Annotated in this window: 7 protein-coding genes; 3 read left to right on the top strand and 4 right to left on the bottom strand. The window is 61.8% G+C overall.

Translation table 11 applies throughout. From position 1 onward, the window contains the following. Positions 1-161: 161 nt before the first annotated feature. The 4 genes from QJT78_RS47450 to QJT78_RS47435 all read right to left on the bottom strand — a co-directional run bounded on the left by QJT78_RS47450 (position 162) and on the right by QJT78_RS47435 (position 2,690). Entirely contained in the window at positions 162-467 is a 306-nt protein-coding gene (locus QJT78_RS47450) for a hypothetical protein (protein ID WP_038945552.1), read from the bottom strand. Positions 468-617: 150 nt separating this feature from the next. Then, entirely contained in the window at positions 618-2,027 is a 1,410-nt protein-coding gene (locus tag QJT78_RS47445) for an AAA family ATPase (RefSeq protein ID WP_049808063.1), read from the bottom strand. 2 nt (positions 2,028-2,029) lie between these two features. Continuing rightward, positions 2,030-2,227, bottom strand: a complete 198-nt coding sequence (locus QJT78_RS47440) for a hypothetical protein (protein WP_157790095.1) — start codon at positions 2,225-2,227, stop codon at positions 2,030-2,032. A 229-nt stretch (positions 2,228-2,456) separates the two neighbouring features. Next, positions 2,457-2,690 carry a hypothetical protein gene (locus tag QJT78_RS47435; protein WP_157790094.1) on the bottom strand — a complete coding sequence of 78 codons (234 nt, stop codon included), beginning with the start codon at positions 2,688-2,690 and terminating at the stop codon, positions 2,457-2,459. Between the two features lie 166 nt (positions 2,691-2,856). Here QJT78_RS47435 and QJT78_RS47430 point away from each other — a divergent pair, with 166 nt between their 5' ends. The 3 genes from QJT78_RS47430 to QJT78_RS47420 all read left to right on the top strand — a co-directional run bounded on the left by QJT78_RS47430 (position 2,857) and on the right by QJT78_RS47420 (position 6,223). After that, entirely contained in the window at positions 2,857-3,345 is a 489-nt protein-coding gene (locus tag QJT78_RS47430) for a hypothetical protein (protein ID WP_157790093.1), read from the top strand. Continuing rightward, positions 3,342-4,763 carry a phage portal protein gene (locus QJT78_RS47425; RefSeq protein WP_038945548.1) on the top strand — a complete coding sequence of 474 codons (1,422 nt, stop codon included), beginning with the start codon at positions 3,342-3,344 and terminating at the stop codon, positions 4,761-4,763. Before QJT78_RS47430 ends, QJT78_RS47425 begins: the two co-directional genes overlap by 4 nt. Before the next feature lie 89 nt (positions 4,764-4,852). Further along, complete coding sequence (locus QJT78_RS47420; protein ID WP_157790092.1) at positions 4,853-6,223, top strand: HK97 family phage prohead protease; 1,371 nt, start codon at positions 4,853-4,855, stop codon at positions 6,221-6,223. The last annotated feature ends 64 nt before the right edge of the window (positions 6,224-6,287 follow it).

Raw genomic sequence — 6,287 nt, 5'->3', positions numbered from 1 at the left:
CCGGCGGCTCTTCTTCGTCATCTTCGCTCCTGATTCGCAGCAAGAATCCTCGCCGCTGTCAGGCAGAAAATCCACTCAAGCTACTGTCCGAATTTGCGGGGCCAGCTCTCTATCAGGGGACCCGCGACCATCCAGCGCCGCGCGGTGCGCCGAAGCATTCCTCACTTGTCGCGCCAGTCATCAAGCAGGCAGCGCTCGACGCGCAACTGGCGCGCGATCGTGTCGGCGGCGTCGCGCAGTGAGACCTCGACGGCGGCGAGGTCATAGCGGTCGAGTCCGCGCGTGGCGATCTCAATGGCATGAATGCTGGCGAGGAGGTCCTGCAGCGGCCAGCGGCGGCCTAGGAGCGGCTTCGCGATGACGCCCGGCTGTTCGCTGGCGTCGATCGCATCGACCGCATGGGCGGGCCTCTCTGGCGCCTCGAAGGCGCGAGCCGGCGAGATCGCCCCGACATTAATGATTTTCATTTCGACCGCCCCATCTGCTCCACCTTGTTTTCGACGACCCCATCTGCTCCGCTCCACCCTCCACCCCTCTAAGGGGGGTGGTGGTGGAGCAGATCATTGCTCTACCTTGCTCCACTTTGCTCCACCGAAGTGGAGCAAGTGGAACAGCCGCTAATCATCATCGCCTGCGACCTCGATGAATGTCTTCATCTTGCGGCTCTCGTCGTCCAGCTTCTCGACCTCGACCAACGCCCCGCTCGCTAGCCAAATCTTCACCAATCCAGCGATCTTGGCCTTCTCGCTCTTCACGGTGAGACTGAGACCCAGCGCCTTGGCGATCGGAAGTCCGACCCAGCGCTTAGCCTGACTGCTGGCGCGCCACTGGCCGGCCTTGATCGCGGCAGCGGCGCGCTCGAAGTCGCTACCCGTCACCCCTTCGAGCGGGTCAGGCCAAGTCCACTTCGTAGCGACGCCGATGTAATCGCCGCCGCTGCCGTTGCCGGAGGGATTGTTGCAGAGATCGACCGACGCCAGCTTGAACCAGTCACGCTTGTCGGCAGGCGGCGCCATGTTCGCTTTGTCGTCGAGCACCGAGAAGTGCAGGCGGCGGTTCTCGACGCCGCACTTCTTCGCTTCCTCCTCGGTCATCCGGTTGAGCACGCGCACCGAGCGGCAGGCATCGGCGAACGATCCGCCACCGCGTGCGCTTTGCACGGTAACCTCCTGATCTCCCTTGCGCACATGATGAACCAACTCGATCGCGCAATCGGCTTGGTCGGCGACCTTGCCCCATTCCTTCACGACCATGTCGATGGCGCCGTTGTCGTTCTCGGCGAGCTTGTGGCACGAGACAAAGGGATCGATGATGACGACATCAATCCCCTTGTCTTTGATCTCGGCAACCAACGCCTCGACCATGGGCGAGCAGATCGCCGCCTCTCCGTCCGTCATCTCGGCAATGACGAGCGGCTGATCACGGCCGCAATTCACAAAGAGCCGGTCTTCGATGTCGTCGGACATGAGGCCGTAATACATCGCCGCCGCCTGGATGCGACGCATGATCTCCTCATGCGGGTCTTCAAGGTTAAAGTACAAGACCCGCAACTGCTCGGTTTCCGTGCCGAGCAGCGACAGGCCGGAAACCATCGCCAACATCTCGCCGATCATGAGCGAGGACTTACCGACCGCGCCCGGCGCGATCGTGGCACTGACGAACTTCCGGATTAGGTGGCGACCATACAGCCACTCGCGCATCGGGATGCGTTCCGGATCGGTCCATTGATACGGCATCGCGCGCAGCTTCACGGCAGAGTGTCCCATGCCGTGGGCCGGATCAGTGAGTTTCAGCTTCTTGCGCGCGAGCTTGATCAACTCCTTCAACTCGGGGTTCCTGCCTCCGGCATGGAGCGAGCAGATGATCTCGATCTCGTAGTCCGACTTGAATTCGATGATCATCTCTTCGATCACGGTCGAAAGCGAGGTGGCCCACTGCCCCGGCACCTTGCTTGCCTCGAACAGCACATGGCGCCGGTCCATGGCAGCAAGCATCTCTTCATGGCTCGGCGGGTTGATCGATTTCATGATCAGACCTCCCGCATGATGCGTTCAACGTCGCGCTGATTGATGCCGATCACGGCAGCAGCCGTCTCGAAGTCGTCATCCTCATCGCGCGGGCCGTAGCCGTAGAAGGGTTCGATCGGAATACCCAACTCCAGCGCCGCAGGGATCACGGCACCGCGACCGATATATCGATGAGCCCAACGCTCGATGTCGTGTTTCAAGGTGCCATTGATCGGGGAAGTCTGAGGCCGCGCCGACTTCATCCGACGACACAGCTTCAGGAAGACTTTGGCGATCTCAACCTCTTCACGTCGTACAGGATCGCGACGGTGAACGCCGCGATAGTCACGGTAAGCGGCGAGCCCGTTGGTGCAGACGGTGTAGGGGCCGATGCGGGTAGGTCCGTCGTCCTTCGAACAGACAGTTCGCTATTAATCGAAGTATGGTTGCTCATTCCAACATGTCTCCTTTCGTTGATCTGCCCGGTTCGCCAGCCGGGCAGATTTTTTTTGCATTCACCGGACGACACTCGGTCAGTGCCGCACGCCAGCGGACGCGATCAGGTGATACCTTGCAAGTCATTGTTTCTATTACGTTTTCTTCTTGTCGCTTCATCCATGCCGGCTTATGGATGTCAGTCAACAGCAGCGTCACGACGGAGATTTGAAACGTGTTTCCACTCACCCCGATCGCTCCTTATGACTTCGACAAGCTCATTTCGAAGTCTGAATACAATCGTCGTCAGCTCAAGCAGCGCGGTCAGTTCGCACCGCTCATCACCGCGACGCCTGAACAGCGCGCCGACGGTCTGTGGCGCGATCAAATCTTCATCGCCGCTGACGCGCTGATCATGGTGGTCATCGACATGTTGATCTCAGCCGGCGCGAAGCGCGCTGCGATCGGTCACGTGATGCATGATCTGCAGCTCGAAGTAATCTCGCACCTGAACGATCTCGACGGCGGCAAGGCGGTTCACATCGTCTTCGCTCATGACGGCGAGCGTTGGCTCATTCTCTCCGCCCCGAACGTTCTTGCCGCGATGGCGGAGACGGCAGCTCACTTCAAGGCGAATTGCCCTGACCTCGCGAAGTTCGGGATCGCCGAGGCACCGCGCATCGCGTTCTTTTGCGTCGGCTTGCATGACGCTCTGACCACTCTGCGCGCGCGTGCTGCCGAGCACGATATTGAAATCCCGGCGCGCATCTGGCCGACGCTGGAAGAGCTCGATGCCGGCGCTGACTTGCTCGCCGCTGCTATCGCGCCGCGCCGTTCGTTGGTTATCGAAAAGTGGCAGGCCATGCGCCATCTTGAAGCTGCAAAGGAAGGCGCTCTGCAGTGAACATCTTCAAGCGCACCGCTCTCGCCTTCCGTGCCTTCGCGCGCGGGTTCTCAGGCTATGACGTGACTGGCGGCTCAGGCCGCTGGCCGACGAACTACATGCTGAACGCTCCGGTGACGCAGTCGCTTGCGGCGGCTCGACTGGCCTCGCGCAAGATCGCGCATCAGGCCGAGAACAACGCACTGATCTCGTCGATCGTCACGAACGCCGTCACTGCGATCGTCGGTGACGGCCCGACCGTACGCTCTGCGCATCCTGACCCGGAAGTGAACGCTCACCTGCAGCGCGTCTGGAATGCGTTCTTCGCATCCTGCGACATCGAGGGAACGATGTCGCTCGGCGGATATCTCAGCCGCGTCGCTCGTGGCTTCGTGATTGACGGCGAGAGCTTCACGAAGTTCATCGTCGATCCCTTGACGATGACACTGAGCCTGCAGCTTCTGAGCGCCGATCAGGTTGACAGCGCTCGGACAGTGCTGAGCCTCGGTATGACCGGCGATGCACCCAACATCATGGCCGGTGTCGAATTCGACGCGATCGGCCCCCGCGTGGCCTATTGGGTGCTGCCGTCGCAGCCGGATGCGCCATGGGCGTCGGTCCTGCCTCCCGTGCGCGTGTCGGCGCTCGATGTTGCTCATGTCTTCGAGCCTCGCTTCCCGGGCATGCCGCGCGGCGTCTCGCCGCTGACCGCTGTCGCACCGCTCGCCATGGAGCTTGATAGCGCCATCGATGCCGCCGTCATGAAGCTGCGCGTGTCCTGTCTGGTCGCGATGGTTGTTCGCGACCCGAACGGCGATCTCGTCTATGACATCAACAGCCCCAATGATCCGGCGACCTTGCAGCTTGAACCCGGCGCCACGTTGAAGCTGCCGCCCGGCTGTGACGTGTCGTTCCCGCCGACTTCCGAGATGAATACGGTCGCGGAAGTTCTCTCGCATATCGAGCGCCTGATCTGCGCCGGCTCCGGCACGGGCGTTCCGTTCTTCGTCGCATCGGGCGATCTCGCCAGCGTGAACTTCAGTGCCGGTAAGCTCGGCATGGCGGCGTTCCTGCGTCGCGTGAAGGCGCTGCAGCAGAACCATATCGTCGCGCAGCTTCTGACACCGATCTGGGATCGCATCGTCCTGCTTGACGTCCTCAGCGGTCGCCTGCGCGCCCCCGATTATGAAACGAGCCCGGAGCGCTATACGGCGCAGTTCCTGTTCCCCGGATGGCCGCCGATCGACGAACTCAAGGCCGCCAAGGCCGCCACGCTGAACATCGCCGCCAAGGTCAAATCCCGCGCCGAAGTCATCTCGGAGGGCGGTCGCGACCCGGCCGATGTCGATGCCGAGATCGAAGCCGATCCATTTTCCGCCGATGACCTGTCGGCGAATGCCACCAACATCAGCAATCAACCCGACACGGAGAACGTCTAACCATGCGTCATATTCTTCTGCGCGAGAGCGCACTGCCCCTCGAACGTCGCGAAGCCGTGCCGCGCCCGCGCACGTTCGATCCTGACGCCATGACCATTGAAGCCGTCATCGCGTCCAATACGCCGGTGCGTCGTCGTGACGCGCGCGGCGGCGAGTTCTTGGAAATCCTCGACCCGGCGGGTCTCGACATCGCGACCACGCGCGGCGCCTCGGTGCTCAGCAATCACAACTCCGGCAGCCTGGACGCCGTCCTTGGTTCGCTCGACGACGTACGCATCGAGGGCGATCAGGTCATCGGTCGTGTCCGTTTCTCGTCTCGCCCGGAGATCGCTGCGGTCGTTCAGGATGTCCGCGACGGCATCCTGCGCAGCCTGTCGGTCGGCTACGCTGTTGACGAATGGAAGCAGGGCAAGGACGCCAGCGGCCAGCGCACCATGACGGCGGTTCGCTGGTCGATCCGTGAAGCCTCGTTCGTCGCGGTGCCGGCCGATCCGACCGCGCGCACTCGTCTGGCGAACGACCCGACCCTGTTTGACGGATGTTTCACTTATCTCGATGAGCGCGCCATCCACTCGCTCGGTCAGCGTGCTGGCGCCTCTCAGCAGCGCATCGACGCTCTTATCGAACTCGGTGCGACCATCGAACAGGCTCGCGCCGCCTTCCTCAACGACATGTTGGACCGCTCTGTGACGGTTCGCAGCAATGGAAACACCATGCACAATCGCAACTCTCTCGACAATCCTGAGACCTTCCAGCGCGCCGCCGCTGAAGCGATGTACACCCGCATCAATGCGACCTTTACGCCGTCGCCAGAGGCCCGGCAGTTCGTCGGCATGACCTGCGCTGACGTTGCCCGCGAGTGTTTGCATCGCGCTGGCGTGTCCGTCATGGGCATGACGGGTCCGAGCGTGATCACGCGCGCCTTGCAGACCACGTCCGACTATCCGGCGCTGCTGGCGAACCTCATGAATAAATCCTTGCGCGATGCCTACGTGGCGGCGCCCGGGGGCATTCGCCGCATCGCGAAGCAGACCGAAGTGAATGACTTCCGCGCCAAGTACCGCATTCAGATCGACCACGGCGGCTTCGTGCTTGAGCAGGTCAATGAGAGCGCCGAGTACCCCTATGGTAGCTTCATCGACAGTAAGGAGAGCTACGCTATCGACACCTACGGCAAGATTTTCTCGATCACGCGCAAGGCGCTGATCAACGATGATCTTGGCGGTCTCGGTGATGTGTCGCGCTACCTGGGCTTCGCGGCTGCTGAATTCGAGCGTCAGGCTCTCGTCAACCTATTGGTGTCGAACTCCGGCTCTGGCCCGACGATGTCGGACGGCCAGACGCTGTTCCATGCGACCCACGGCAACGTCGGCACGGGCGGTGTTCCGTCCGAGACGACGCTTAGCGAAGCGCGCTGCGCGTTTCGCGGGATCGTGAGCGCGGATTTCAGGGGATCGTGAGCAGAGATTTCAGACGATCGTGAGCAACGATTTCGCGGGATCGTGAGCAAGGCTTTCGGAGCCT

It is taken from the genome of Bradyrhizobium sp. Mp27, from assembly GCF_029953005.1.
In the GTDB taxonomy this organism is placed as follows: domain Bacteria; phylum Pseudomonadota; class Alphaproteobacteria; order Rhizobiales; family Xanthobacteraceae; genus Bradyrhizobium; species Bradyrhizobium barranii.
This window is presented reverse-complemented; position numbering and strand designations above follow the sequence as displayed.

Bases quoted from the DNA above. Each gene is read 5' to 3' on its own strand.
- QJT78_RS47450 (WP_038945552.1), bottom strand. From the start codon at position 467: ATGAAAATCATTAATGTCGGGGCGATCTCGCCGGCTCGCGCCTTCGAG.
- QJT78_RS47445 (WP_049808063.1), bottom strand. From the start codon at position 2,027: ATGAAATCGATCAACCCGCCGAGCCATGAAGAGATGCTTGCTGCCATG.
- QJT78_RS47420 (WP_157790092.1), top strand. From the start codon at position 4,853: ATGACCATTGAAGCCGTCATCGCGTCCAATACGCCGGTGCGTCGTCGT.
- QJT78_RS47430 (WP_157790093.1), top strand. From the start codon at position 2,857: ATGGTGGTCATCGACATGTTGATCTCAGCCGGCGCGAAGCGCGCTGCG.